General features: G+C 52.4%; 20 protein-coding genes. 12 read left to right on the top strand and 8 right to left on the bottom strand.

Going from position 1 to position 26,263, the window contains the following annotated elements:
- Window positions 1-17: 17 nt before the first annotated feature.
- Both BLU70_RS06690 and BLU70_RS06685 read right to left on the bottom strand, forming a co-directional pair.
- Window positions 18-1,763 carry a peptide ABC transporter substrate-binding protein gene (locus tag BLU70_RS06690; protein ID WP_074692875.1) on the bottom strand — a complete coding sequence of 582 codons (1,746 nt, stop codon included), beginning with the start codon at window positions 1,761-1,763 and terminating at the stop codon, window positions 18-20.
- Window positions 1,764-2,035: 272 nt separating this feature from the next.
- Complete coding sequence (locus tag BLU70_RS06685) at window positions 2,036-2,878, bottom strand: methyl-accepting chemotaxis protein (protein WP_074692825.1); 843 nt, start codon at window positions 2,876-2,878, stop codon at window positions 2,036-2,038.
- 241 nt (window positions 2,879-3,119) lie between these two features.
- Here BLU70_RS06685 and gndA point away from each other — a divergent pair, with 241 nt between their 5' ends.
- Window positions 3,120-4,553 carry an NADP-dependent phosphogluconate dehydrogenase gene (gene gndA / locus BLU70_RS06680; RefSeq protein ID WP_074692823.1) on the top strand — a complete coding sequence of 478 codons (1,434 nt, stop codon included), beginning with the start codon at window positions 3,120-3,122 and terminating at the stop codon, window positions 4,551-4,553.
- A 97-nt stretch (window positions 4,554-4,650) separates the two neighbouring features.
- On the opposite strand, the gene BLU70_RS06675 is transcribed toward gndA, so the two are convergent.
- The 4 genes from BLU70_RS06675 to BLU70_RS06660 all read right to left on the bottom strand — a co-directional run bounded on the left by BLU70_RS06675 (window position 4,651) and on the right by BLU70_RS06660 (window position 9,467).
- The gene (locus tag BLU70_RS06675; protein ID WP_040288249.1) at window positions 4,651-5,571 is read right to left on the bottom strand and encodes an ABC transporter permease; all 921 of its coding nucleotides are present in this window, start codon (window positions 5,569-5,571) and stop codon (window positions 4,651-4,653) included.
- A gap of 71 nt (window positions 5,572-5,642) precedes the next feature.
- On the bottom strand, window positions 5,643-6,716 hold the full coding sequence (locus BLU70_RS06670) for an ABC transporter permease (RefSeq protein ID WP_074692821.1): 1,074 nt from the start codon (window positions 6,714-6,716) through the stop codon (window positions 5,643-5,645).
- Window positions 6,713-8,239 (bottom strand): ABC transporter ATP-binding protein, encoded by a 1,527-nt coding sequence (locus BLU70_RS06665; RefSeq protein ID WP_006445481.1) that lies wholly within the window; start codon window positions 8,237-8,239, stop codon window positions 6,713-6,715. Before BLU70_RS06665 ends, BLU70_RS06670 begins: the two co-directional genes overlap by 4 nt.
- Before the next feature lie 139 nt (window positions 8,240-8,378).
- The gene (locus BLU70_RS06660) at window positions 8,379-9,467 is read right to left on the bottom strand and encodes a BMP family lipoprotein (protein WP_040288248.1); all 1,089 of its coding nucleotides are present in this window, start codon (window positions 9,465-9,467) and stop codon (window positions 8,379-8,381) included.
- Window positions 9,468-9,692: 225 nt separating this feature from the next.
- Between BLU70_RS06660 and BLU70_RS06655 the strand changes: the two genes are divergently transcribed.
- Window positions 9,693-10,259: a cysteine hydrolase family protein gene (locus tag BLU70_RS06655; protein WP_040288266.1), complete on the top strand. Its 567-nt coding sequence runs from the start codon at window positions 9,693-9,695 to the stop codon at window positions 10,257-10,259.
- 30 nt (window positions 10,260-10,289) lie between these two features.
- Window positions 10,290-10,922 carry an MBL fold metallo-hydrolase gene (locus BLU70_RS06650; protein WP_074692820.1) on the top strand — a complete coding sequence of 211 codons (633 nt, stop codon included), beginning with the start codon at window positions 10,290-10,292 and terminating at the stop codon, window positions 10,920-10,922.
- Window positions 10,923-10,968: 46 nt separating this feature from the next.
- Here the strand turns inward: BLU70_RS06650 and BLU70_RS06645 are convergent, their stop codons facing one another.
- A complete protein-coding gene (locus tag BLU70_RS06645; protein ID WP_074692819.1) occupies window positions 10,969-11,391 on the bottom strand; it encodes an acyl-CoA thioesterase in 423 nt (140 codons plus the stop codon).
- Window positions 11,392-11,576: 185 nt separating this feature from the next.
- Here BLU70_RS06645 and BLU70_RS06640 point away from each other — a divergent pair, with 185 nt between their 5' ends.
- On the top strand, window positions 11,577-12,200 hold the full coding sequence (locus BLU70_RS06640) for a LysE/ArgO family amino acid transporter (RefSeq protein ID WP_074692818.1): 624 nt from the start codon (window positions 11,577-11,579) through the stop codon (window positions 12,198-12,200).
- Between the two features lie 56 nt (window positions 12,201-12,256).
- Here BLU70_RS06640 and BLU70_RS06635 read toward each other — a convergent pair whose 3' ends face one another.
- Window positions 12,257-15,634 carry an alpha-L-arabinofuranosidase gene (locus BLU70_RS06635; protein WP_074692817.1) on the bottom strand — a complete coding sequence of 1,126 codons (3,378 nt, stop codon included), beginning with the start codon at window positions 15,632-15,634 and terminating at the stop codon, window positions 12,257-12,259.
- A 301-nt stretch (window positions 15,635-15,935) separates the two neighbouring features.
- Between BLU70_RS06635 and BLU70_RS06630 the strand changes: the two genes are divergently transcribed.
- The 8 genes from BLU70_RS06630 to BLU70_RS06595 all read left to right on the top strand — a co-directional run bounded on the left by BLU70_RS06630 (window position 15,936) and on the right by BLU70_RS06595 (window position 26,258).
- Window positions 15,936-16,940, top strand: coding sequence for a LacI family DNA-binding transcriptional regulator (locus BLU70_RS06630; protein WP_244885137.1), 1,005 nt, complete (start codon window positions 15,936-15,938; stop codon window positions 16,938-16,940).
- A gap of 3 nt (window positions 16,941-16,943) precedes the next feature.
- Window positions 16,944-17,495 carry a glycerol-3-phosphate responsive antiterminator gene (locus BLU70_RS06625; protein ID WP_074692814.1) on the top strand — a complete coding sequence of 184 codons (552 nt, stop codon included), beginning with the start codon at window positions 16,944-16,946 and terminating at the stop codon, window positions 17,493-17,495.
- Window positions 17,496-17,813: 318 nt separating this feature from the next.
- Window positions 17,814-18,647, top strand: a complete 834-nt coding sequence (locus BLU70_RS06620) for an MIP/aquaporin family protein (RefSeq protein ID WP_074692811.1) — start codon at window positions 17,814-17,816, stop codon at window positions 18,645-18,647.
- Window positions 18,648-18,688: 41 nt separating this feature from the next.
- Window positions 18,689-20,233 (top strand): glycerol kinase GlpK, encoded by a 1,545-nt coding sequence (glpK, locus tag BLU70_RS06615; protein ID WP_074692809.1) that lies wholly within the window; start codon window positions 18,689-18,691, stop codon window positions 20,231-20,233.
- Window positions 20,234-20,397: 164 nt separating this feature from the next.
- The gene (locus BLU70_RS06610; protein WP_074692872.1) at window positions 20,398-22,110 is read left to right on the top strand and encodes a glycerol-3-phosphate dehydrogenase/oxidase; all 1,713 of its coding nucleotides are present in this window, start codon (window positions 20,398-20,400) and stop codon (window positions 22,108-22,110) included.
- A 136-nt stretch (window positions 22,111-22,246) separates the two neighbouring features.
- The gene (locus BLU70_RS06605; RefSeq protein ID WP_074692806.1) at window positions 22,247-23,269 is read left to right on the top strand and encodes a DMT family transporter; all 1,023 of its coding nucleotides are present in this window, start codon (window positions 22,247-22,249) and stop codon (window positions 23,267-23,269) included.
- Window positions 23,270-23,408: 139 nt separating this feature from the next.
- Complete coding sequence (locus tag BLU70_RS06600) at window positions 23,409-25,292, top strand: S53 family peptidase (RefSeq protein WP_074692803.1); 1,884 nt, start codon at window positions 23,409-23,411, stop codon at window positions 25,290-25,292.
- Window positions 25,293-25,538: 246 nt separating this feature from the next.
- The gene (locus BLU70_RS06595) at window positions 25,539-26,258 is read left to right on the top strand and encodes a GntR family transcriptional regulator (protein WP_074692802.1); all 720 of its coding nucleotides are present in this window, start codon (window positions 25,539-25,541) and stop codon (window positions 26,256-26,258) included.
- Window positions 26,259-26,263 lie beyond the last annotated feature (5 nt).

The raw sequence follows: 26,263 nt of genomic DNA, 5'->3' as shown, positions 1-26,263 counted from the left end.
ACTACAGGGCAGCCATCTTAATTCTTTGCTACCCAGAGGTAATTAAACATAGGATAACCCGTTGTCGGCACCAAGTACTCTGGGGTGGCGTTGTGTACTTGCGGTGTCACAACCGTTAAGTTCGCAACTTCGTTCGTCCACAGAACCGGTAACATCTTAGCTGTGTATTCCTCATAGGCAAAGAAGTTTTTCTTTGTCTCAGCCGCTGAGGAAGAAGGCTCGATTGTCTTCGCAATCAGCTTGTTCTCCGTCGGATCGTTATACCCGTAATCGTCCATGGCCCCAGGCTCAAATTGCGATTCACCAGATGGGTACATGCCGCCATAAAAAATCCCCGTTTCTGCCGCTGCAACCCAACCGCCCGGGTCACTCGTATTCGTCATAATGCTAATTTCAGTCGCAAACGGTTCGGGCTTGAGATTGGCGATCACGCCCATTTTCCGCCAATCCTGAGCCATAAGTTCGGCCGTTTGGGTATACGATTCGCTTCCGGATGGGTATAGCATATCAAATTTGAGTTGCTGATTACCCTTCGTCATCACTCCGTTTACCAGTTTCCATCCATCGGATTCGAGCAATTTCACAGCCTTTGCCGGATCGTAAGGATAGATGGGTTTCGCCAGCTTCGGATCCGAGAATACCGTCTTTGGTACGTTGGGAATAGGACCATATTGCGGCGGAGCGAAGCCATGATAGATATCGTTATCAATCGTGGTTTGGTCAATTCCCATTTCAAGCGCTTGCCGCACCTTCAAGTCACGCATCGCAGAATACAGCGGCGATCCTTTCAAAAAGTTCACATTCACAAAGTTATAACCAAGCGAATAGCCCGGCTCAATGGTATCGCCCATCGATGTCAATGCTCGTTCTGAACCATATTGGGATAAATCCAAGTATCCAAGGTTGACGGCTCCTGTCTTCAGTGCTGCAAACTCTGCATCATTGGATGCCTCATATTCGAACACCAGCTTCGATAAGGGACTTTTGTGCCCGCCGTACAAAGGATTGGGTACAAGCGTCCAAGCTCGGCTCGAAACGGCGCTTTGTAGTTTGAATGGACCATCCACCACTGTAAAGAAAGTCGGATCGGTAGCGACCTTCCCCAGATACGTGATCTCTTTCGTCATGTTGTTTGGATATTTATTCCACGCATGCTCAGGGAGGGGTTGTAACTGTCCGATGCCATTGTAAATGAACCATTGCTGGTTGACTGGCTTGTTTAGCGTTACCTGCACGGTATATTTACCGATTGCGATCACGCTTTTCACGTCTTTCGGAATACCGCCGTTGCCGTTGTTGTAGTTAGGCCATGGCGCTGGCGCGTTCGGCGCGTCGGTCGCCTGTATTAGTCGATAGTCCCAAACTACATCCTGTGCGGTGACGGGCACGCCATCTGACCACTTCCAATTCTTCTTCAAGGATATGGTATAGACCGTGCCAGATGAATTGTAGGTAATCTTATTGGCAAAGCCATTGCGAAAATCAATAGCATCCTGATTGTTGATGGTAAAGAGCCCCGGATACAATTGTTGCGACAACATGGCATTGACGACCGTGTCATTCGATCCGTTTTCGATTGGAAAGTACCATGTGATGTTGGTCGCTGGTGGGAGAGCGTAGATCAACACGCCTCCTTGTTGCGGTGTGGTTGTTGAAGCCGCACCAACCTTTTCAGTCACAGCATTCTCTATTGTGGATCTGGAGCCATTTTGGGTATTGGTCCCGCAACCAACGAGTCCAAGTGCTAGGACTGTCATTGTCATTCCAGCGAGTGCTATGTTTTTGGACTTATTCAACACATTTATCCCCCTCAGACCAACCTTGTCTATATATAAACAGTATAGTGTATAAATATACAACTAAACTGTACATGAATCGTTACGTGAAAACAAGAGATGTAATTGGAAAATACGGTTAGAACTGAGGAACTGCCCTAAAGTGTAGCTTGTGAAGGAAGTGGATCATCTGCTGTCGAGGAATATAAAAAACTCCTCCCCAGATTCGGTAGGAGTTTGCATTTTTTAGTTCCTAGATACTAATCAACAGTGATGGTGGCGGCCTCCGTCAGTTCTTCGACAACCATAAAAATGGCTTCGAATGCACGTTTCAGTTCTTGTAGGCTGGCCGAGTGCTCTTGGGTGGTTGCCGCAATCTCATGAATGGAGCTGGTGCTTTTGAGTGTGCTTTCATTGATGTCCTTTAGAAACGATACAATTTGCTTGGAACCCATTTGGCTGTCGGCTGCAAGTTTGCGAATTTCATCTGCGACGACTCCGAAGCCCTTTCCGTAATCTCCGGCTCGAGCCGCTTCAATAGCCGCATTGAGTCCTAATAAATGAGAATCCCGCGCCAAATCCTCAATGACGCGAATCACCTGAAATGCCTGTTGGGCAAGTTCCGTAATGCGCTGGGAGGATTCCGATAAATTTTGGAGCCGATGAGAAATGGCCATCGCCATTTGTGCAACTTCATCTGTGATGGCATTCATTTCTTCGACGGTTGTCGCAAGATTGTCCGACATGGCACGTAACTGATCGAATTTCTCAAGAGACGTCGTCGTCATGATCATGCCGACAGTTTGGTCGCCATCTCGGATTGGATTGTATGTAACGACAAATGGAAACCCAAATTTCTCAGGACCGACTTCAAGTCGCTGTGGAACGCCTGTTTGGAAGGCTGTGAGAAATTTCTGATTCTCTCTGTCACTGCTGGCCAAACTTTTGAGAGGTGAATTCGGGGCAATATCGGCGTGATCAAAATCGGCAGGGAGGTGTATCAATACTTTCTCTCTATCGGTTACCAATATGGATGTCGGTTCAGCGAAACAAGATTTCCATACTTCCGCGACTTGTAAAATCTCTTGGAGTTTTTTGTGCATACTGCACCCTTCTCGAGTAGATGATGTCGATAAGCCCTTGTCGAGAACAGTTCGCTTTGGTGTTGCGAACTAGAATAGGTTCGTGACAGTCAGCATAAAGTTCACTGAAGTCAGGGCTGATCAGTGATATGGTAACAAAATTGCGGGGCAGAGTCGATGTGTGCGTTGCCCTATATTTCTGAATATTATATCATATCCTACACCAGACTTTTATTTTCAATGATAAAGGGGCAACGTGTGGATGGCGAAGTCGGATATTGGCGTGATCGGGCTAGCTGTGATGGGCAAGAATCTAGCATTGAACATCGAAAGTCGAGGATTTTCTGTCTCCGTGTACAATCGATCGCGCACGCGTACAGACGAACTGGTCGAAGAAGCGGTGGGTAAGCGAATTCAGCCTACTTATTCTATCGAAGAATTCATGGAGTCACTGACGTCGCCCCGGAAGATTCTTTTGATGGTTCAGGCGGGGGCACCGACGGATGAGACCATCGAGCAGTTGTTACCTTATCTCGTCGAAGGCGACGTGTTGATCGACGGTGGCAACTCGTTTTTCGAGGACACGCGGCGGCGCAATCACGCCTTAGAAGCAAAAGGTATTCGTTATATCGGTACGGGTGTCTCTGGCGGTGAGGAGGGCGCTCTTCGTGGCCCAGCCATTATGCCGGGGGGTCAGCGCGATGCGTATGCGCTGGTGGAGCCGATTTTAACGGCGATTTCCGCGAAGGTGGGCAATGACCCCTGCTGCACCTATATAGGACCGGATGGTGCTGGGCACTATGTCAAGATGGTGCACAATGGGATCGAATACGGCGATATGCAGCTCATTTGTGAAGCGTATCACCTTTTGAAGGACGTGCTTAGCCTCACGGCAGAGGAGTTGCACGAGGTTTTTGATGAGTGGAACCAGGGAGAACTCGATAGTTACCTCATTGAAATCACGGCTGACATCTTCAGTAAATACGATCCCGACACGGGCAAGCCGATGGTCGATGTGATCCTCGATACGGCAGGGCAAAAGGGAACAGGCAAATGGACGAGTCAAAGTGCGCTTGATCTCGGCGTGCCTCTGTCGATGATTACAGAGAGTGTGTTTGCACGTTTTCTTTCCGCGATGAAGGAAGAGCGTGTGCACGCGAGCAAGATCTTGCGTGGCCCTGAGCAACCGTCTGTCGCGCTCGATAAGGAGGCCTTTATCGAAGACGTCCGGCAGGCTTTGTATGCAAGCAAGATTTGCTCATATGCACAGGGTTTCGCGCAGATGCGTCAGGCATCGGAGGAGTATGGCTGGAATCTCGAATTGGGCAATATCGCCATGATTTTCCGCGGTGGTTGCATTATTCGTGCACAATTTTTGCAGAACATCAAGGACGCTTACGATCGCGACGCCAATCTACCCAATCTGCTGCTTGATCCGTATTTCCGCAGCGTGATCGAACAATATCAAATGGCATGGCGGCGGGTGGTTGCCACGGCCGTGACATACGGTGTCCCTGTTCCAGCGTTTGCGAGTGCCTTGGCTTATTACGACAGCTACCGTTCTGCGACGTTACCTGCAAACTTGTTGCAGGCGCAGCGAGACTACTTCGGTGCGCATACATTCAAGCGGGTCGATCGCGATGGCGTATTCCACTTCCAGTGGATGCAGGCGGAGGCGACGGCGGGACGCGATTAGTCACAGGTGAAGCGAAGATTGCATCACGTTGACCTACTGTTGCGAGGGTGTTTGATCCAAAAGACCCCGCTCCGGAAAGGGCGGGGCGGGGTGATTTTCATGAGCGGCGAGGGTCGTATGGAATGCCATCTGCGGCTGGAGCGACGGCTCGCCCGACAAGGCCAGCCAGTGCGAGAATGGTTAGTGCATAAGGGATCATCTGCAACAGGTTTGATGAAATCCCTTGCCCTTGCAGGACGATGCCGAGCGCTGTGGAGAAGCCAAAGATCAGCGCTGCACCAAATGATCCGAGTGGCGTCCACTTTCCAAAGATCATGGCGGCGAGGGCGATGTACCCGCGTCCGTTTGTCATGTTCGGGGTGAAGCCGTTCAGGACGCCGATGGAGAGATATGCGCCACCGAGCGCGGAGAACAGGCCGCTCAGAATGACCCCAAAGTAACGAATGCGCCAGACGTTGATACCAAGCGTATCGGCGGCCAATGGGTGTTCGCCGACGGAGCGCATGCGCAGACCTAAGCGCGTGTGGAACAGGAACCAGTGCGAGATAATCACCAACACAACCATGATGTAAACCAGAATGCTCTGGTTTTGGAAGATGACGCCGATGTACGGGATCTTATCTAAGCCCGGTATGCTGATGTCGGGCAGCTTGGGTGTATTGATGGGTGTGCCGTTAAATCCAAACAGCGTATTCAAGAGAAACGTCGTCAAGCCCGCGGCAAAGATGTTGATGCCCATACCGAGGACAGTTTGATCGGCAGAGACGCGTATCGCACCCCAGGCAAGCGCAGCAGCTGTGAGTCCACCGCAAATGAGGGCGGCTAGCAATCCGAGCCATGCACTTCCTGTCCAGTAGGAAAAGGTGACTGCAAAAAAGGCTCCAATCAGCATAATACCTTCCATGGCGATATTGACGACGCCAGTGCGTTCGGAGAATGTCCCCCCGATGGCTGGCAAGGCAAGTGGCACGGCCATCGACAAAGTGGCTGCCCAAATTTCCGGATCGGAGAAGATCACGACTGATTTCACTCCTTTTCAGTAAGTCCTGTTGTTTTGACATCTCTTGTGGCGGTGGCGATGGATGGCGCTCAGGAAGCCACGGTTGTCGATTTGAGTGTCCGGCGCCGGCGATACCAGCCGATGATTTGTGGGATGATGCGCTCGCAGGCGACGAAAAAGATGATCAGGCCTGTTAGAACGTCGGTCAGAGCAGCCGGGACGTTGGAGACCATTTGCATGTTTTGTCCACCGGTGGTTAGGGCTCCAAAGAACAAGCCAGCAATGATCACGCCAATTGGGTTATTGCGAGCCAGCAACGAGACGACGATGGCTGTGTAGCCATAGTTTGATGAAAAGCCGTCGAGAAGTCGGTGATCGACACCCAACATCTGAACTGCACCCGCAAGGCCAGCAAATAGTCCGGAGAGGCACAGTGCGACGACGGTAAACAGCTTCACGTTGATGCCTGCATACCTGGCGGCACGCTGATTGAGCCCGACCGTGCGCAATTGATAGCCGAGTGTGGTTTTGTACAGTAGAAACCACACGGCAATGACGGCGACAACGGCAATGGCGACAGCCACCAGCGATAACTGCGATTGCATGAGACCTTGTGTAAAGTATGGGAACTGCGTATTTTGGACAATTTCCGGCGATTGCGGATTAAATCCTTTCTGTTGCATCGGTCCCCCTTCAATGAGGTAGCGTGCCAACAGAATGCCAATATAACTCATCATCATTGTTGTAATGACTTCGTGCGATCCGACGTATGCCTTGGTGAGGCCTGGAATGATGCCTGCCCACAACGCGCCGGCGACCATCCCCACGACAATACATACAATCATGTGCAGCCAACCCGGGAGGCTATTGAAGTGATAGCCGAACCAGACTGCGGCGGTAGCACCAATCCAGTACTGGCCATCGGCGCCGATGTTGAACAACCCGGATTGAAACGAGATGGCAATACCAAGGCCAACAATGATCAGCGGCAGGCTTGCTGTGATGGTGTTGCCAATATTGATACCGTTTCCAAAGGCACCCGATATAAGGGAACCATAGACGGTCACGGGATTATAGCCGAGTGCAGCGACGAGAATGCCCCCGATGATCATGGCCAACAGGGAAGCACCCATTGGAAGAAGAATGGAGCGCAATGATTTCAAGACATGGACACCTCCGAATGCCCGTGCGATCCGGCCATGAGCAGACCGATTTGTTCTCGCGTGGCGTGGGCTCCTGGCACAATCGCGACGATGCGACCGTCGTGAATGACAGCAATGCGATCCGATAAACTAAGGATTTCTTCCAATTCGAGAGATACCAATAACACGCCTTTGCCTTCGTCTCGCAAACGTACAAGCTGACGGTGGATGCCTTCGATGGCGCCAACGTCCAATCCGCGCGTTGGTTGAGCTGCAATCAACATCAGCGGATCGCGCGAGACCTCGCGAGCCAAGATGACTTTTTGCTGATTTCCCCCAGACAGTTCGGAAGCCTTGCGCGATGCGTCAGGGGGACGCACATCGAATTCACGAATCAGCCGTTCCGTATAGCTGGCTGCGGCAGCTCGGTCGATCACGCCATTCTTAGCAAAAGGACGTTTGCGAAAGTCGCGCAGAATGGTGTTTTCCACGAGATCGAACGACAGGACAAGACCGTCTGCTTGGCGATCCTGGGGCACATATGCAATGCCGCGTTCCGTTCGCTCGGCGGGGGTCAAGCGCGTGATGTCGTGGCCATCGAAGATGATGTGCCCTTGTTCCGCCTTGATTAAGCCGGCGATGGCATCTGCCAATTCGAATTGCCCGTTGCCGTCGATGCCGGCAAGACCGAGAATCTCTCCACGGCGTAGTTCCAGGTTGACACCCTTGACGCGTTCGATGCGTCCAGAATCCCGAACGTGCAGATCATGAATTTTTAAAATGGGCTCGCCTGGATGTGCAGCGTTTTTTTCGACGCGCAGGACGACTTCGCGGCCGACCATCAGGTTGGCCAGGCTTTGCGGTGTTGCCCCAGCTGTTTCCACCGTTTCGACTGTCTTGCCCGCCCGCATGACGGTGACTCGGTCACTGATCTCAAGGACCTCATCTAATTTGTGACTGATGAACAGGACAGGTACGCCGTCTGCTTTTAAGCCGTGAATAATGGCAAACAATTCTCGCGTCTCTTGCGGCGTCAAAAGCGCCGTCGGTTCATCAAGAATGATGAGCTTCGCTTTGCGGTAAAATGCTTTCAAAATTTCCACGCGTTGTTGCAGCCCAACCGAAAGATCGGCGACTTTCGCGGTTGGATCAATAGCCAGTCGATATTTTTCAGATAGATCGCGAACGCGCCTTTCCGCTTCTTTTCGGTTGAACTTGATACGCCCTGGTTCATCACCAAGCACGACGTTTTCGGCGACGGTCAATGCGGGTATCAGCATGAAGTGTTGGTGAACCATGCCAATTCCTGCGTGAATGGCTTCACGAGGGCTGCGAAAATGTACGGCCTTCCCCATAAACCGAATCTCCCCGGATGTGGGTTCAAGGAGTCCATAAATCATTTTCATCAGCGTCGACTTGCCCGCACCATTTTCGCCAAGAATCGCATGTACCTCTCCAGCGCGTAGCGTCAAGTTCACGCCATCATTGGCTTTGACGCCAGGAAACCACTTTTTCAAGTCGACAATCTCCAAAAAGTTCTCCAATCGCGGTGCCGACCTCTCTTTCCTGTGACCAAACAATGATTGTCATCCACTTGTTCAAGCTGTATATATGCATAGCGGATGGCGGCGCTTTGTAGCAAAAGGCCGCCATCCCGTCTGCGATGTTGACGAAGAGATGCGATTATCGTTGAACCGTCGTCGAAACCTTGATTTGGCCGCTGATAATTTGTTGTTTAATCTGATTTACGGTCGTCTGCACCGACTGTGGTACACCCTTCATGAGCGGGGCGATCCCGACGCCGTTGTTCGCCAGATTAAACGTCGATACACCACCCTTAAATGTACCGTTTTGGACAGCCTTGATGGTATCGAATACCGCCGTATCGACGCCCTTTGTGGCGCTTGTAATGACGGTTCCAGGTGCTAAGTAAGCCTGATTGGTATCGACGCCGATGGCGTACACTTTTGCGCTTTGGGCCGCGTTGATGGCACCAATGCCGCAACCGCCAGCAACCGGAAAGATGATGTCGGCGCCCTGCGAGATTTCATTTTGTGCGTATTGGCTGCCGAGTGCCTCATCCGAAAAACTGTTGGTGTATTGCAAGAGGACTTTCCCGTTGGGGTCCTCCTTTTTGAAGCCTTGTTGGAAACCTGCAATATAGGTGTCCACGGGTGGAATATCTTGACCGCCAATCACACCCACCACGTTTTTCGTATTCAACCCCTTGAGTTGATGGTTCTTTTGCACGAGTCCGGCCACTACACCGGCAAGATAGCCAGCCTGCTCAGATTGGAAAATGGCGCTCGCGACGTTCGGAATGCCTGTGATGTTGTCATCGATAATCAGAAAATCTGTCTTCGGATATTCTTTTGCGACCTGTTTGACCGCATCTTCCATCAGATAACCGACGGCAATGACCAAGTTGTAGCCGTTTTGCGCGAAGTGACTCAAGTTCGGCACATAATCGGACTCTGATTGCGACTGTACCACACTTGTGGACACACCATTCAATTGATGTTGTGCGTTGGTCATGCCAACGTAGGCGAGGTGGTTAAAGCCGTTGTCATTCAATCCCCCAGTGTCTGTGACCAAGCCAATCTTGATGGTCTTACCATTCGTGGTTCCTGTACCGTTTGACGTTCCAGCGCTATTTGTCGCATTGGATCCGTTTGTTGCAGCAGTGTTGCTGGCCGCGCCTGTGCCACAGCCCGTAACCATCGCAGTCAGAGCCAAAACTGATGCTGCTACGGCCAAAAATTTCTGTTTCATCACAAAAGCCCCCTCTGAATGTGTACATACAAGAAGAATTTGTTTCTCGCTCGCATTCAATTCGCGCAAATTGCGCCCTTAATTTCGACATTAGAAGACAAAACTCCTACAAGCTCGGAGCAGACTCGTAAACTTCAATGATTTTGAACCCTTGTCGGCAAAGGCGTACACTATGAGGTGTTGAGATCTCAGTACAAAGAACGAGATGTGAAAGGTCGTGACGTGATGACTCAACACGCGCAAACAGCACTCCTTGTCATGGATGTGCAAAATGGCATCGCAGGCCGCTATATGAAGGATGAGACGACGTTACAGCCTTTTCGCCTTGCAGTCGATGCGGCGCGCAAAGCTGGGATGCAGGTCATCTTTGTCCGTGTAGCCTTTAGCGAAGGATATCCCGAGGCTGGTCCGCGCAATAAAATGTTTTCGCGCTTGTCACAGGCGGGAGGCATGACGGTCAACGATAACAGCACACAGATTCACGACTTGGTGAAACCACAGCCGGGTGAGCCTGTCGTCACGAAATATCGCGTGAGTGCTTTTGCCGGAAGCAATTTGGAAGTCATCTTGCGCGCAAAAGGCGTGACAAACTTGGTCTTGTGTGGCATTGCCACGAGTGGTGTCGTGCTCTCGACCGTGCGTGAAGCGGCCGACAAGGACTATGCGCTCACGGTTCTGAAAGACGCTTGTTTGGATGGGGATCCTGAGGTGCACCAGGTGCTCGTGGAAAAGGTGTTCCCGCGTCAAGCCGACGTGATGACGGTCGACGAGTGGGCACATACGTTGGTTTGAGTGAGTTCGGTCTCTGAGGAGGGGCGGAGGATGGAGATCGCACCAAATGTGCATCTGCTCGAGTGCACGAAGGGGAGTTATTGTTATCTGGTACTTGGCCAGGAGCCAGTCCTCGTCGACACGGGCATGCCAGGCAAAGGCAGTGACATCGTATCCGCATTGGCGGGGCTAGGTATAAAGCCGAGCGATCTCGCGCACATCGTCTTGACCCATCAGGATGTCGATCACATTGGCAATGCCAAACATCTAAAGGAGATATCCGGCGCAACGTTGTGGGCACCTGCTGATGATATTCCGTATATACACGGTGCTGAGCGTGCTCCCGGCCTGCGCCGTTTGATCAGTCGTGTGATGAGAGTGGATAGGCCGCGGATCGATCAAGCTTTAGATCCCGGTCGGCTCGTCGGCGATCTCGAGGTGATTCCGGCGCCGGGTCATACGCCGGGTCATATCTGCCTGCGAACTGGCGACGTTCTTTTGGCGGGCGATCTTGTCACGTCCCGTGGGGGCAAGCTGAAGAAGTCTCCAGGGATCCTGACTTGGGATAAGTCAGCACTTAAACGATCGTTGGCTGCAGTGGGTAGATTACCTTTTGATTGGGTTTGTCCCGCACACGGAGAACCGGTTCGGCGGGGTTCGTTATGGGAGACCTTAATTGAATAGTTGGTGAGAGGAAAAACCACGACGCAGCCTGTCGTGGTTTCTAATCTTATACGCGAGTCGAATCGCAATCCTCTTTTTGGACGAGGTACTGGGATAAACGCGCCTTGACTTCATCAGATAGCGGTTGACTTGTTTGCGTCACAAAGTCAAAGTTCACGACTACAGCCGTGCCTTCGCAGAGCAGGATACCCTCTTCGCTTCGGATTTCACAGTAAAACTCAAAACTAGAACGTCCTATACGAGTAAGCCACGTCGTCGCAACGACCCATTGGTGTTCTGGATAATGAGTTTGGGCTCGATAGTCGATGTGGAGCGATGCCAGGACTAATGAAAGTCGGTCATTAGGAAATACCTCGCGCACGAAGGCGATGCGGGACTCTTCCATGTACGTCGCGTAGACGGCGTTATTGACATGACCATTTAGATCTGTGTCACTAAAGCGGACGCGAATGCGAGTTTCATGTTTCAAGACGTTGCCCTCCTTTTGAATGATAAGCTTCGAACTCTCGTTCACGACATTCCGTTATCAGGGATATTGTAACGGACTTGGCATTCGACTTTCATCCCTACTTAGCATCACACTTTTGTATGATATATTCAATGCTGGTTCGATATGAGGGTCTGTTGGACTTAGGCCTGTGGAGGATGTATCCAATGCTCGCAGCCGTCCTACACGGTTTTCTTCTTTCGATTGCGCTCATTATGCCCATCGGCATGCAAAATGGTTTTTTGCTTAGTCAGGGTGCCCTGCATAAGCACTGGCTAGGTGCGGTACCAGCCGTGATCACAGCTGCACTTTGTGACACGTTGCTCATCACGTTGGCGGTGATAGGGGTGTCAGCCGCCGCCTTTCACATCGTCTGGTTACGCTGGATATTCGGGATCATCGGCATCTGCTTTTTAATCTACATGGGCTGGACGACATGGCGGGATGAGCCAAGTGAAACACAGTCAACGAACCAAGGTGTTTGGACCATCAAGCGCCAAGTGACGTTTGCTGCGTCAGTTTCATTGCTCAACCCGCATGCGTTGCTTGATACCTTGGCTGTCATCGGCGGCAGCGCATCCGTATACACAACATGGCCGGTTAAAATCGCGTTTGGTGCGGCGTGTGCGGCTGTTTCGTGGATTTGGTTTTTCGTCCTCATGACCATAGGACATGTGACCAGCCGTACAGCTGCACGCATGGGTGCAAAACGCATCATCAATCGTCTGTCAGCGTTGATGATGTGGGCTTCAGCGGTCTACCTCGGGTACATCCTGTATTCCTTTCAGTAGTCAGAAAGGGGCTGACCACATGGTGGCCAGCCCCATACTAAGGTTATCCCTCGCGCTTATCCTACGTCTATATCTGCTACGCCACCGTTTGTATAGTAGCAGTTCCCTGTCCAATCGCTGTTGTCAAACGCTTGGAACATCAGAGTGTAGGTACCGCTCGCCTGTGACGATGGCACGTTCCAAGTTACGGATACCGTTTTCGTGTCGCCTGGATTCAGTGTGACATCTTGTGCAGTTTGTTGGAACACGCTCCCGGATGAACCATCGACCTCAATATCCAATAATCCATTTTGAAGGTAATCGGAGGACGAAACATTCTGGAACGTCGTGGTGATGGTCACCGTATCGCCAGGCTGAACCGAGATGTTGGTTCCACTTGGATAATGCCCGCTACCATCAGGTGCCGGAACATTGTAGGTGGTTCCATTGACGCTAACGGTCGTATTACCCGTGACAATGTCGCCATACTTCGCGGCAGGCTTGGCTTCACTTGTGTTGGTCATCGCAAACGTTGCAACATTCGGCTGATAATAGCAGTTGTTCGATCCGCCCCAAGTGTTGTTGTTATCCGCCTGGAACCCAAGCTGATAGGTTCCTGATGCCAACGTTGATGGCACTGTCCATGTTTTCGTCAGCGTGATCGACTGTCCGGGGGCCAAGTTATTACTTTGCGTAAAGTATTGGAACGCGCCCGGGTCAATTTCCATGTCGAGAATGGCATTCTGAAGAAAATCAGACGCTGAGACGTTTTTAAACGTCGTCGTGATCGTTACCGTATCGCCAGGTGAAACTTTGATGGTTGGGCCGTTTTGGTACTGGCCGTTGTTGTCTGAGATGCTGTATGTGCCCTGATCTGCCCCGGATACGGTCACTTGTGTGCCGGTGGCGACGATGTCTCCGTACTTGGCTAGAGGTGGCGGTGTGACGGTGAACGTCGCGGCGTTTCTGTCTGCGTCATACACAAAACCGCCGATCCCGCTAAATGCGTATGCCTCCACGGTAAACGTCTGTTGGTTGTTTGGCGCAACCCAGTTCCACGTCACTTGCTTCGAGCCGCCGGCGGGCAGTGAGACATGGGGCACAGTTTGCTGTGCAACGAGATCGCCCGTCGCATCATAAACTTCGAGATCGAGCGTGGCATCAGGCAAATAGCCACCATGGTTGGTAAAGGTGGACGTGATGGTCTCGGTTTGCCCAGCTGCGATGCTACTTGCACCGACTGTTGTTTGATCCGATACTTGCTGCTTTGCAACTCCGGGCAAAGCAGGTTTGAGTAGCAGGTCTGTGACCGAGTAGGGCGGAAGCTTAACCGTGTTCGTGAACGGAATCTGGGCCGTATTGGTCACCGCCGGGCTACCCTCTCCATAAATCTCTGATTTTTCGACGAGAGCTGGCGAGTAACCCTCCAGATCAAGCGTCACGTTGTAAACGTTGTTAGGGTCTCGGTTGACCAGCATGAGCGAGAGATCGCCATTCGGGAGCTTTACGGCATGCGTGTCGATCGCGCTTGCCGACGACAGGGTTCCCAACATGGTGTCACCGGGCTTTGCGAAGTCTGCAACCATTTGGTAGCCGTAGTATGTGGGCAATGGCGTGTCGGCTGGAGGTTCGACGGCTCCCTTCGGAGAGGTCTGGCCGGATGACAGCAATCCTTCGTCGCCAAATAAATTTTGGCCATACAACGTGGGGCTGTTGTAGCCATCGCCAGCGCTGTTGAGCAAATCCCACCAGTCGACGTTCGCTACGCCAGCTTGCACGAATCCAGTGAGATCGTCCGCCAAATAGAGAGCGTTGACCAGGTTGTTCGACTGCTGTCCAGGTGTCGACGAGGTGTTGTTTGTCTCCGTCACAAAGATTTGCACGTTTTTCGCGTTTGATCCTGCGTATTCGTCAATTTCCCTGTGCAACTCTGTGATCATAGCTGGGATTTGATCGGTGTCGGCAAGCAGCCCCGCATCGGTCTCTTGACCAGGCGATTCCGGGTACCAATGGACATCGACAAAATCGATGTCTTTGCCGATGGCCTTGAGCACGGTTGTGTTCCAATCATCATTGCCATTCACTGTCGCACCCCAGGGCCAGTTATACGGCATCGTGAGTACGGCGCCAATCTTAATGGATGGATCCTGCGCCTTCATCTGCTGGATATACTGTTCCGCGTTGTTTGCATAGGTCTGTGGGCTTAATCCCGGATTGCCCTTTTCAGGTTGGCCTTGTACGGCGTGATCATCCGCTTCCCAACCGCTTCCGTTGTAGTATCCGTTGCCGTAAGTCTCGTTACCAATTTCCCAGTACTTAACGTCATAGTGATTGGTGACGTTTGCATACTTCACCCATGCCGCCGCCTCTGCGGGTGTGCCGGTGCCATAGTTGACGGTGATGATAGGCTGTGCGCCTGTATTGTGGGCGAACGTCATAAAGTGGTCGAATGTGTCGTCTGGATTGACATAACCACCGTCGTTGCGCGTGTTGGTTTGCCAGTCGTAATTATCAGAGATCGATCCGCCTGGATAGCGCAGCAAGTCGGGCGCCAACGCTTTGGTGAGGGAGATCAGGGTTGGACTTTCAAAACCGCTGTCCCAGACGGCGGCGTTGATGCCAAATGCCGTGGACGGTATGGTGCCGGTGTTGGACGCTGCATTCACCGTCACCGTGGCATTTGCAGTTGGTGCACCGATTTTGAGATAGTTTGTAACCACCCGGGTCAGGAAGCCCGCTTGGGCAGTGCCATTCGGATCGACCTTGCTCTCATAGGCAGTCCAAATTTGCCCAAGTCCATCCGGCGTGATACCGGCTTTCTGAAGGAGTACGAGGATGTCCGGGTTCACCGTGACCGCGGTCTTCCAAGCTTGATCCATCACTTGTGAGTTGGCTTGGCCAGAGAGAATCGCCTTTGATTGGCTGCCGATACTTGCAAGAAAGCTGATGTACAGGCGATAAACCGTTTGTGGATTGAGTTGTGGCACGACAGTTTGGATTGACGTCAGCCATTGTTGCACGTTTTGGCCGTCAGCGGCGACAGAGCTGAACGTAAAGAGATTGATGATAGCGTTGAGTGCTTGCACCGTCGCTTGCTGCGAAGCCGAAAGGGAAGCGTTGCCTGGGTAGACGATGGCCGCCCAGTCAGAACTGGTCAGGTTTTGCGTGTTTGATGCAGCATTTCGGACTGCTTGTAGTTCTGTCAACATCAGAGCATCGTGAATGGCAGAGATGTCCGTCGTAAAAGAGCTGACCAGCGCGTTTCCTGTGGATGAATTCGGTTGGTTGTCGAGGGCCCTCTTGTTGGCGATATGTGAAGATGCCCGCCCTGTCCGTGCCTGGTTTGCAGCATGTAAAGATCCTTTGGTTGCCGCTTCAGACGCAAATGCGGTTGGAATCAGCATTGTCCCGATGGCCAACCAAGCGGCTGCGGCCGTTGCGATTTGTCGTTTCAAATGTACCCCCCCTGGATGGGTATGGATTTGTCAAAATGGAGTTGACTTCATGCAAGGCTATAGGGAAGATTGAATCACCCCTTAGAAGAGAGAATAGGGGAATTGTAAGCGGATTCATCGATGTCAAAATCGATTTGGTCAAATCGATTTACTTTCGTTATAGCCTCAGTTGTCTATAATGTCAATTAGTAAACCTGTATGGGTTCACCATCGCCATCGTCAAGGCTATAACCCTGCAGGATGGACAACGGGTCAGTCTTGAAACGAACAATCAAGCAAGGAGGGTTGGCAGTTGGCGACGGTGAAGGACATCGCGCGTTTGGCGGGCGTGTCTCCGACAACGGTATCGTGGGCACTAAACGGCAAGCGCGTCAGTGAAGAATCACTGCGGCGCGTCTTGGAGGCGGCGCAGGCTCTTAACTACCATCCGAAGCTCAGCGCGCGCAGCTTGCGGGCCGGAAAAGTATTTTCAATCGGTTTTTATATTGTGAATCCAAGCCTTGATCCGCGACTCAATGGATACCTATTCCCTATGTTGGCAGGTATCTCAAAGGTCTTGGCCCATGATGGCTACTCTATGCAATTTGATATCATCACCCCGTCCACTGTCGACGCATTAACCAAAAAGGCATTGGAGCATTCCGTCGACGGCATGCTTGTACTCCCGCAGTTCTCGGGCGTTACCGAACAGCTGATGGAGGATCTCCCAAAGGACTTTCCGGTTGTGTTCATGCAGTCTGATCCGGCCGCAAAGCCACCTCATTGCGTCGCGATCGATCAAATGAAAGGCGCCGATTTGGCAATCCGCTATCTGTATGCGCAGGGGCATCGCGACATCGGCATGATCACGGGGCCGGTAGAACACGTCGACAACGTTCTGCGGATGCGATCCGCCTATCAAACGATGCAAGATCTCCATTTGGTTTGGGAACGCGCGTGGGTGCAGCAAGGGCAGTTTGACATCGAGAGCGGATATATTGGTATGAAACACATTCTAGCAGCTGCGAAAAAGCCGAGTGCCGTATTTTGCTTTAACGATTACATGGCGATTGGCGCACTGCGAGCCGCGTCGCATGTTGGTCTACGCGTACCGCATGACATTTCCATCTTGGGTTTTGACGATACCGATGTTGCAGAGGCCAGTAGTCCAGCCTTGACGACGATTCAACAGCCGGTATTCGATCAGGGGCAGAGGGCAGCCAACCTGTTGATGCGCATGATTAAGCAAGAAGAAGTGACCGCTCAGGTGGAGTGGATTTCACCCATGGTCGTGGAACGTGCGTCGGTCGAAAGGGTGGGATCGTAAACTATGCATTTTGACGGGCAAACGGTATTGCCAGCTGTGCGTAGTATAAAAGACTATGAGTCTTTGATGGCTGGGAATTCAGCGTACGTCGTATTGCTTGAGAGCAATCTGTCAGCCTTGCCAAGTTTAGTGCGTATGGCCAACAAGCATCAGAAAAAGGTGATTCTGCACGCTGATTTAATCCAAGGGTTAAAGCATGACGAGGCTGCCACGCAATTTCTGTGCCAAATGATCCGCCCATTTGGTGTAATCTCGACGCACGCTTCGGTCATCGCCACGGCGAAGCGGCAAGGCGTGCTAGCGGTGCAACGCGTTTTTCTCATTGACTCGCACAGCCTGCGCACGAGTTACCGCATTCTCGAACAGGCAAATCCGGATTATTTGGAGGTGTTGCCGGGATTGCTGCCGCATTTAATTGCCGAGATTCGCGAGAAGACGAAAATCCCTATTCTTGCTGGTGGTTTTATTCGCACGAGGGCCGAAGTGGAGGCGGCCTTGGACGCGGGTGCCACGGCTGTCACATCGTCCGTCAAAGAGCTGTGGGAGGCGCGATGAAGGCAGTGCAAATGAAGTAGGGCTGGAGATAGGGGCTGTACATCCGGCAGCCGGATGGAAATGCAATAGAAAAGTTTTTATGAAAGCCTTTACAAATTGAATGAAACCAGGTATGATGTGCTCAAGTTCATATCATGCCTCTGAGATATGGAGACGGCAGCAATGAGAGAGTGGTATCGACTACCGCTTCGCGTTGTTTGCCGTCTATTTGTGTCTCGGAGAAGCATCGGCGTTCAACTGGCTGCGCGAAGCGACAGACCAGTCCGTTGGTTCATCGATCCGGACGTTGGACCAACACGGCCGAGCATAGGGGGGTACATGGTGAGAGAAAACGTCTGGGGCGAGTATTTGGCCGAAATGATTGGTACGGCATTTCTGTTGATGGTCGGCGACAGCGTCGCTGCAATGGCTATCGTGTATAACGCGTTTTCGGGGGACTACTGGGGAATTTGCATTTTGTGGGGCTTAGGGGTGACGATGGCCTGCTACTTGGTGGGGGCCATTTCGGGCGCGCATCTCAATCCGGCCGTCACCGTGGCGTTTGCAGTCTACGGGGGTTTTCCGTGGAGGAAGGTACCAGGTTTTATTGTATCGCAAGTCATTGGCGGCTTTCTTGGCGGTGCGTTGACATACGCGTTGTTTAGCCCCGCCATCAACGCGTACAACGCAACGCATCATGCCGTTCGCAACGCCGCGTCCGGCCTTACGACATCCGGTATCTTCTTTACACATCCGAATGTTGGCATTACGACAGGCCACGCATTCATGGATGAAGTGATTTTAACCGGTGCATTGGTGATAGGCATTCTTGCCCTGAGCGATGCGTACAACTCAAACGGACAACTGGGCAAGATTCAGCCGTTGATTGTTGGATTGCTCGTCGCGATGGTCGGCGGTTTTGGCGGTGAGTTGGAAGCATGGGCGCTCAATCCTGCGCGTGACCTCGGGCCTCGCATTTTCGCTTGGTTCGCTGGCTGGGGTCAAAATGCGTTTCCAGGCCCCAATGGTTATTGGTGGGTGCCGATTGTCGCACCGATTCTCGGCGGAATTGTGGCGGGGGCCATTTATAACTTCCTTTTGCGCCCATTTATGCCGGGTAATCCGAAACGCGCAAAAGTGGCAGGTCCCGTGCAGACGACTGTGCAGGCGTGATCGAAAGAAAACCTGGGAAGAGCATGTGAGGAGGAACCGGGATGGAAAAATCTTATGTTCTGGCGTTTGACCAAGGCACAACTAGCTCGCGGGCCATTTTGTTCGATCGCGCGGGGCGTATTCACAGTGTGGCGCAAAAAGAATTTCAACAATTTTATCCAAAACCAGGCTTCGTTGAGCACGATCCGATGGAGATCTGGGGCAGTCAGAGTGGCGTGTCTCGCGAAGTCCTCGAACGTGCAGGCGTCTCGCCGGACGAAGTGGCAGCTATCGGCATCACCAATCAGCGGGAGACGACACTGGTTTGGGATAAAGAGACTGGCAAGCCAATCTATAACGCTATCGTTTGGCAAGATCGGCGTACAGCTGCGATTTGCGACGATCTAAAGGCACAGGGTTTGACAGATTATATTCGCGATACGACAGGACTTGTGATTGACGCCTATTTCTCGGGTACCAAGTTAAAGTGGATTCTCGATCACGTCGAGGGCGCGCGCGAGCGGGCACAGCGCGGCGAGCTTCTGTTTGGCACGGTAGACACCTGGCTCGTCTGGAATTTGACGCGCGGCAAGGTCCATGTTACGGATTATACCAACGCTTCACGCACGATGATGTTTAATATCCATACCCTTGACTGGGATGACAAGATGCTCGAGATATTGGATATTCCGCGCGCGATGTTGCCGGAGGTAAGGCCATCGAGTGAGGTATATGGGCACACGGACGAACGGACATTTGGCGGGGCGCAGATTCCTATCGCCGGGATCGCAGGCGATCAACAAGCCGCCTTGTTTGGCCAGACGTGTTTCGAACCAGGCATGGTTAAAAACACGTATGGCACGGGATGTTTCATGTTAATGAACACTGGCGAAAAGCCTGTGGCATCGCCCAGTGGACTGTTGACGACCATTGCGTGGGGGTTGCACGGCAAAGTGACCTATGCGCTAGAGGGTAGCGTCTTCATTGCCGGAGCGGCCATTCAGTGGTTGCGCGATGGATTGCGTTTCTTTGATGCAGCGCCAGACTCCGAGTATTTCGCAGGAAAAGTTGAAGATACCGAAGGAGTCTATGTCGTTCCTGCCTTTGCCGGACTTGGAGCGCCGTACTGGGACATGTACGCGCGTGGCGCGATTTTCGGTCTCACGCGCGGAACACGTAAGGAACATATTACCCGGGCAACATTGGAGTCTCTTGCGTACCAGACGAAGGATATCCTCGACGCGATGCAGGCGGATTCCGGCATTCACTTGAAATCGTTACGCGTCGATGGCGGTGCGGTGGCAAACAATCTCTTGATGCAGTTCCAGGCGGATATCCTCGGCGTACCGGTCGAACGGCCACTTGTCACGGAGTCGACGGCCCTGGGTGCAGCCTATTTGGCGGGGCTGGCCGTTGGTTTTTGGACTATGGATGAGATTGCTCAAAATGGCGAGATCGAACGCAAGTTTGAGCCTGAAATGGATGAACAGACTCGGCATGAACTCTATCGTGGTTGGCAAAAGGCAGTCAAACGGACGATGGGCTGGGCTCGTGAGGACGAAAACGAAGTGTTTGCCATAGCAGGAAATCCTGTTGCACAGGTATAGCAAAGTACGCGGATTCGGCGTATGATACCAGTAGACAGACAATCGGTACAGATTGTCACTTGCCAAGTTCATAGGTGAATGGTTGAGATCATGAGAAAACCACAAGTCAGGTGCACGCGGGTGCGCTTGGTTTGTGGTTTTTTCTTTTGGGGGAGGAAGCGGCAGTGAGAGAGAGTGCCTTTTCGTTTCGGAATCGGCAGGACATCAAACGCTCTTTGGCTATGGAAAAGCTCGATGTGTTGATCATCGGTGGCGGCATCACTGGGGCAGGCATTCTGCTCGATGCCAGGGCTCGCGGACTCCGTACCGCGGTTATCGAAATGCAGGATTTTGCCGCTGGTACTTCGAATCGTTCGACGAAACTGGTACATGGCGGGTTACGTTATCTGAAGCAATTTGAAGTGGGTTTGGTCGCCGAAGTCGGCAAGGAACGGGCCATTGTCTATGAGAACGGCCCACACATCACGACACCTGTTTGGATGTTGCTCCCGATTATTGAGGGCGGCACATACGGCCGCTTGGCCACGAGTTTTGGCATCTATGTATATGACAAGCTCGCGGGTGTGAAACGTTCGGAACGGCGGCAGATGTTGAGCGTGCAAGAGGCTCTCGCCAAGGAGCCTTTGTTGCGGCGCGAAGGGTTAAAAGGTGCGGGCTATTATGTTGAATATCGGACAGATGACGCGCGGTTGACGCTTGAAATTCTGAAGGCGGCGGTCGAACGCGGTGCCAAAGCGCTCAATTACGCAAAGGCGACGAAGCTTTTGTATCGCGATGGTCGTGTCGTTGGCGCGTCCGTTGAAGACGTGCTCACGGGAGATACGTTCGATATCTACGCGGAAAAGGTAGTCAATGCGACGGGTCCATGGGTGGATGAGTTGCGGGAGATGGACGGTTCCAAACAAGGAAAGACCCTGCATCATACGAAGGGTGTGCATATCGTCGTCGATGGCAAGCGTTTTCCACTTCGGAATTCGGTTTATTTTGATGTCCCAGATGGCCGCATGATTTTCGCCATCCCACGCGAAGGAAAAACGTATATCGGAACGACGGACACCAACTACCATGGTGACTTAAAGAACCCACGAATGACACAAGAAGATAGGGATTATCTGATTGCCTGCGTGAACACGATGTTTCCATCTGTGCAACTGACGCCTGCTGACATCGAGAGCAGTTGGGCAGGTGTGCGCCCGCTGATTCATGAGGAAGGTAAGGATCCATCTGAGATTTCCCGCAAAGACGAGGTGTTTGTCTCGGATAGCGGGCTCATCACGATTGCCGGTGGTAAGCTGACGGGTTACCGAAAAATGGCGGAGAAAGTCGTTTCCATGATCACGGCGGATTTAGCTGCCCGTCGCGGCGGTTCGTTCGCTCCGTGTGCAACGGATCACATCCCGTATTCCGGCGGTGACTTCGGCGGATCGGAGAAGATGCCTACTTTTATCGAGGCGCGCGTCGAGCGAGGCATGGCATTAGGTTTGACGGAAGGAGAGGCGCGCAGACTCGCGTCGCGTTATGGCACGAATGTCGATGTGGTGTACGCTTTGATTGAGGCTGGCCGCGACGAGGCGGCGTCGGCGGGCTTATCGCTTGAAGTGTATGGGGCATTGCAATATGCTTTGGCGTACGAGATGGCAATGACACCGTCCGATTTCATGATCCGGCGCACTGGGGCGTTATATTTCGACATCGATTGGGTGCGCCGCTGGCAGGATCCTGTCGTTCGCTATATGGCTCGGGCCCTTGATTGGACGGAACGGGAAGTGGAACGGCATGCGGCTGATCTGGCTCGTTATATACATGAAGCGACGACGGTTGAAGGAGATTCCGGGGCCTCACCGGAGATGGATCAGGGAGCATATGTCGGGGCGTGACCAAGAAGGCGCGTTTGGGTGTAACATACCTGTGGGATGAATCACGTAAAATGGGGTCCGGATTCCTTCGGTCGCTGAAACCATAGCGGGGCTGGCGTGCCACTCTCCCCGCTTCGCAGGAAAGGTTGTTTGCCCCATGCAGTCCGAACAGGCAACATACGTGCGAGGTTTCAAGCCCATGTGGCTTGGCATCCTCGCTTCCCTCTTTTTTGCCGTAACGTTTGTGTTTAATGAGGCGATGAGTTTACGTGGAGGCCCTTGGTTTTGGAGCGCGGCGTTACGTTACTTTTTTATGCTTCCATTTCTCGTAGTCATCGTATGGTTACGCGGCGGCTTGCCTGAATTGTCAAAATCCATCCGTCAAAACTGGCTACAGTGGTTGGTCTGGGGGACTATCGGCTTTGGTTTGTTTTATGCACCGCTTTGTTTCAGCGCTGATTACGGACCAGCTTGGCTCGTGGCGGGATCCTGGCAAATTACCATTGTTTGTGGAGTATTGCTTACGCCTTGGCTTTCGCCGAGGGACACAGCAGGTATGCGCACCCGTGTACCGCGTCGAGAATTGGTGACTTCTGTAATCCTCTTGCTGGGTGTCGTGCTCATGGAAGCAGCACAGTCCACACACGTGCGTGTGGGGGGATTCTTCGCTGGTTTTTTGCCCGTGGTTCTGGCGGCGATTGCGTATCCACTAGGCAATCGTAAGACGATGCTCCTCTTTTCGTCTTCGCTCGATACGTACCAGCGCTTGCTAGGCATGACGATTGGCAGCGTGCCGTTTTGGCTTATCCTTTGTGTGACAGGTGTCCCGTTTGCAGGTTGGCCGTCGACAAGTCAGATTCTTGGATCCTTGGTGGTGGCTGTGTCGTCTGGCGTGATCGCGACGACGTTGTTTTTCGCCGCCACGGATATGGCGATGGGGTCCCCGAGGTGGTTGGCTATCGTGGAGGCGACCCAGTCCGGTGAGGTGGTATTTGCGCTCGTAGGGCAGATGTTGTTTTTGCCTGGGGCGGCGCCGACCCCAGTTGGATATGTCGGGGTCGCAGTCGTGATCGCAGGACTATGTGTGCACAGTTGGCAGATAGGGCGAGCCAAGTATCATATGGGGGCGAGCGCGCCTTCGGTTGAGTTGGATGATGGTCAAGAGTCGCTGAATTCGTAACCTAGGCACCTTCGCCAGAAAACTCCGCTATTCAGAAAAAGTTATGAGGATTCGCGAGAGGAAAGTAACAGGCGATGCAGAAACTAGAGTACGAGTCATGATGAAAACGATGTGTACAGCCAGAGTGGGGGAATAAATCGTGGGTTTCTGGAAACGTATAGCAGTTGGCTTGCCGGCAACCATCGGACTGTTGGCTTGGCAAGTGACAGGGGTTGATGCGGCAACCGTGCCGGCCGACACGGTGCAGAATCCCGATACACAGAACGCTCAGGATTTGGGTCCGGCTAGTCCCGGTGAGACTATCACAGCGTCGCTTATCCTTAAGGTGCAAAATGAACAAGGGCTTGAGAACTATATTCAACAGACAGAGACACCAGGGAATCCAAACTATCACAAATTCCTAACCACGAGCCAATTTGCGGATGAATATGCGCCATCCCCGCAAGTGATTGAACAGATTACAGGTTATGTCGAGCAATTGGGTCTGCATGTAGATCAGGTGGATGCGGATGGACTTGATATGCAAATCAGTGGTACTGTCGCCCAATTTGATAACGCGCTCAACACAACCATCGACAACTTCCGGGCGGGAGGTCGAGAATTCCGAGCACCCAAGCACATTCCACACATTCCAAACGTCTTGCTGAACAGCGTTTTGGCGGTCGTTGGTTTGGATACTGAACAGGCGGCACAGTCGTTGACGGTAAAGACGCCGAATGTACAGGGGGCACCAAGTCCGAAGGTGGTGTTGCCTCAGAGCGGAAGTACGGCGACTAATACGCCAGGGAGCTATACTGTAGGTGACACGGCCAATATGTACGACATCAATCCTCTCTATCAGAAAGGGATTACAGGTAAGGGAGAAACCGTGGGCATCGTTACGCTCTCCGACTTCAATCCCTCCGATGCGTATACGTACTGGAGTACCATTGGGTTGAAGACACCAGCCAATCGGATTCGCGAAGTGCAGGTCGATGGCGGTGGCCAAATCGATAGTGGATCGGACGAAACGACGCTGGATGTCGAACAGGCAGGTGGCATCGCACCAGATGCAAACATTGTCGTTTACGACGCCCCGAACACGGATGCTGGTTTTATTGATGCGTTTTATCAAGCCGTCTCCGATAACGTGGCAGATTCGCTGTCCGTCAGCTGGGGACAGCCTGAAATCGACTATTTGGCGGCTATGAACAACGGTGTCGATTACACCGATGAGCTTGCGGCGTTCAATCAAGCATTTATGGAGGCTGCGGCGCAGGGTATTTCCATGTTCGCCGCGGCTGGCGATTCCGGTGCTTACGACACCGCTCGTGATTTCCCGCCTTCTGATGGGTTCACGACGCCTTTGACCGTCGACTTCCCGGCTTCTGATCCGTATATCACGGCGGCGGGTGGGACAACCGTTCCATTCTCGGCGAATTTTTCTTTGGGCAGCGTCAAGATCCAAAAGGAACGGCCATGGGCATGGGATTATCTGCAGAATCTCGGCTACACAGGTTTGTTCCCGATTGGCACGGGTGGCGGTGTGAGTGTTATCTGGCCTCGCCCGTGGTACCAAATGGGTATCTCAGGCATGCAAAATAGCGCACCTGGACAGGCGTTTACAGATTCGCAAGGTTTATTGTTTGGAACGCCATTCACATATCAGTTACCGGCCAACTTTGCTGGACGCAATGTGTCTGATTTGTCGATGGATGCGGATCCGGAGACAGGGTACCTTGTCTATGACAGCGCGGATGGCGGGTGGATTGCCGGATACGGCGGAACGAGCTTCGTCGCACCACAATTGAACGGGATTGCAGCGTTGGTTGACCAATTCACAGGCTCACGCGTGGGATTTATGAACCCGATGCTCTATGACTTGCAAAGAACAGTGGGATATGGACCGAACAAGCCGTTTAACGATTTGAAGGACGGAAGCACGAATTGGTACTACCAAGCGGTACCTGGGTATGATCCGGCAACGGGTATCGGTACGCCCAATGTGGCGAACCTAGCTACGGCGCTTGCACTCTTGCACTGAGCTCAATGGTCATCATGGCTCATGGGTGATGAAGCACTGCGGGCTGTCCCAAGCTACTTCACGTGTGGCATGGGCAGCCCGCTGTGTCTTTTGCAGCGAGGACTACAAGAGAGTCAAGAGTTTCGGAAAATCAGGAATGTGGCGAATTTGCAACCGCGTTTAGGGGGTTGTTTCTTACCGTTTGTATTGACTTGTATACAAGTATACGCTAAGATCATCCTTGCGTTAGGCCGAGGGGGTGTAGGTGTGATTGCTGGAATCTCGTATGGGGAAGCAAAAAAGACACTGGGCGAACAAGCCTATGAATCGATTCGTGAAGAAATTTTATCTCTCCGGCTTTATCCAGGTCAAACGGTCTATGAGTCGGATTTTACACGCATGCTCAACATGAGCAGGACACCCGTTCGCGAGGCTGTTCGGGCATTGTCCATGGAACGCCTTATCGAGGTGCTTCCACAGCGCGGCATGAAGATTGCCCTCATCTCGGAGCGCCAAGTTGAGGAAACGCGCTTTGTGCGGGAGAGTCTCGAGGTCAGTGCGGTCGCTTGTCTTGCGGACAAGAGTGGTTGTCCTGAAGTAAGGGCAAATCTTGAAGAGGCTTTGCGCCGCTCTCTTGAGGAACAACGACGTTGTGTACAGCAAGAGGATGCCGTTCGTTTCCTACACGCAGATGACCAATTTCATCAAGTCTTTTTGCAGGTCCTAGGCAATATCACATTGGCGTCCATTGTGACACAAATGCGGGGACACTTGAATCGTGTTCGGATGTTGTCCCTTTTTGAGCCTGAGGCCATGATTGAATTGGTGCGCGAGCATGAACAAATTGTCGAGGCTGTGCTCTCCGCAGATACAGACCAAGCAGCACGCGCGATGCGGGCACATCTTGGCCGCTTGATGGAAGATCTTCCGATTGTGAAGGCGCGCTATCCAGATTATTTCGATGCATCGAATGGAACAGCTCGTTAAGATTT

This window comes from Alicyclobacillus hesperidum (genome assembly GCF_900107035.1).
Taxonomy (GTDB): Bacteria; Bacillota; Bacilli; order Alicyclobacillales; family Alicyclobacillaceae; genus Alicyclobacillus; species Alicyclobacillus hesperidum.
Note: the sequence above shows the minus strand (reverse complement) of the source record. Positions and strands in the feature narration are given on the sequence as shown.

Excerpts from the sequence above, each read along its gene's own strand:
- BLU70_RS06605 (WP_074692806.1), top strand. The coding sequence starts at position 22,247 with ATGCAGTCCGAACAGGCAACATACGTGCGAGGTTTCAAGCCCATGTGG.
- BLU70_RS06620 (WP_074692811.1), top strand. The coding sequence starts at position 17,814 with ATGGTGAGAGAAAACGTCTGGGGCGAGTATTTGGCCGAAATGATTGGT.
- BLU70_RS06690 (WP_074692875.1), bottom strand. The coding sequence starts at position 1,763 with ATGACAATGACAGTCCTAGCACTTGGACTCGTTGGTTGCGGGACCAAT.
- BLU70_RS06625 (WP_074692814.1), top strand. The coding sequence starts at position 16,944 with ATGCATTTTGACGGGCAAACGGTATTGCCAGCTGTGCGTAGTATAAAA.
- BLU70_RS06650 (WP_074692820.1), top strand. The coding sequence starts at position 10,290 with ATGGAGATCGCACCAAATGTGCATCTGCTCGAGTGCACGAAGGGGAGT.
- BLU70_RS06655 (WP_040288266.1), top strand. The coding sequence starts at position 9,693 with ATGACTCAACACGCGCAAACAGCACTCCTTGTCATGGATGTGCAAAAT.
- BLU70_RS06640 (WP_074692818.1), top strand. The coding sequence starts at position 11,577 with ATGCTCGCAGCCGTCCTACACGGTTTTCTTCTTTCGATTGCGCTCATT.
- glpK (WP_074692809.1), top strand. The coding sequence starts at position 18,689 with ATGGAAAAATCTTATGTTCTGGCGTTTGACCAAGGCACAACTAGCTCG.
- gndA (WP_074692823.1), top strand. The coding sequence starts at position 3,120 with ATGGCGAAGTCGGATATTGGCGTGATCGGGCTAGCTGTGATGGGCAAG.
- BLU70_RS06660 (WP_040288248.1), bottom strand. The coding sequence starts at position 9,467 with ATGAAACAGAAATTTTTGGCCGTAGCAGCATCAGTTTTGGCTCTGACT.
- BLU70_RS06685 (WP_074692825.1), bottom strand. The coding sequence starts at position 2,878 with ATGCACAAAAAACTCCAAGAGATTTTACAAGTCGCGGAAGTATGGAAA.